1 protein-coding gene is annotated in these 1,288 nt (G+C 42.2%); it reads right to left on the bottom strand.

Going from position 1 to position 1,288, the window contains the following annotated elements:
• The coding region (locus tag A3735_RS27755) for an AMP-binding protein (RefSeq protein ID WP_156499976.1) at positions 1-998 on the bottom strand (998 nt) is incomplete at its 3' end.
• Between the last annotated feature and the right edge of the window lie 290 nt (positions 999-1,288).

Here is a 1,288-nt window from a genome sequence, read left to right as displayed (position 1 = left end):
AATTCCAGACCCAGGTTACGATACCAATTAATGATATCACCTGATAACGGCGCCGAACCACTTCCAGCAAAACGGCAGTATTCCAAGCCCAGAGCAGTCAATACTTTCTTCTTGACCAAACCAGACACAATTGGAATCTTAAGCAAACGATTTAGTTTCTTAGGAGGCATCTTCTTAAAGATACCTAGTTGGAACTTGGACCACAGGCGTGGAACAGAAATAAAGACCGTTGGTTTAGCACGACGCAAGTCGTCCAGGAAGGTATCCAAAGCATCAGCAAAAAATAACTGAGCACCTATATGGATAGAGGACTGCTCAACCGCAAAACGTTCAAACACGTGCGCCAGTGGCAAGTAAGATAACATTCTATCAGTAGGCTTTATATCCAAAGCTTGTGCAACACCGCTTGCTGCAATACCTAAGGCCTCAAATGACAACATAACGCCTTTTGGCTTGCCGGTTGAACCCGATGTATAAACAATCGTCGCTAACTCGTCAGCATCCCGAACAGTATCTTCTTGTATCGGAGCATGCTCAGCAACCAGGTTATCCCAGCTTGGGTAATCTGTTTTTGGACTTAGAGGATAAGAAACACAAGGTAAATCATCTGGCACACCAGGTTTCATCATTTCCCAGTCGTCCAGTTTACCAACAAATAACAACTGCGTTTCACTGTGCTCAAGGATATACTTAACCGTTTCAGCATTTAGCGTAGGGTAAAGAGGTACACATATATGACCCGCCATCCAGATCGCCAGATCACTCATGATCCAATGCGCACAGTTCTTCGAAAGAATACCGATTCGACTTTTTGGTGGTAAATCTAAAGATTTAATATAGCTAGCCATCCTTCTGGCCTCGCCAACTGCTCGGTTCCAGGTATATTCCTGAACCACGCCGTTACCCATTGGCTGAGTTAGATAAATATCATCCGCTTTTGCTTTTTCCCAGCGATATACCTGCTCAAGAGGCAGCTTTACTTTCTTCAAAGAGGTCATGGTGATGTCTGTAGCCCTATTGTATTTAGTTTAGAAATTCCGTCTTTCAACTTAGATTTATACCCGAAGCTGATCATAATAAAAGGTGTGAACAAAAATTAAAATAAAAAACTGTAAAACACCCGAAAAACTTAGTAATTTATGGCTCCTTTATGCAGATAGCCAATACTCACAACTACTCAGTAAACACATACGGAATGATCTGATTGTTTTTTGAGGTCTCATGAAAGCCGAAGTAACAGAAAACGACTCGGAGTCACGCTCCCATTCAATCAATAATAGTCAAAGCG

This window comes from Oleiphilus sp. HI0061, from assembly GCF_001635675.1.
Note: the sequence above shows the minus strand (reverse complement) of the source record. Positions and strands in the feature narration are given on the sequence as shown.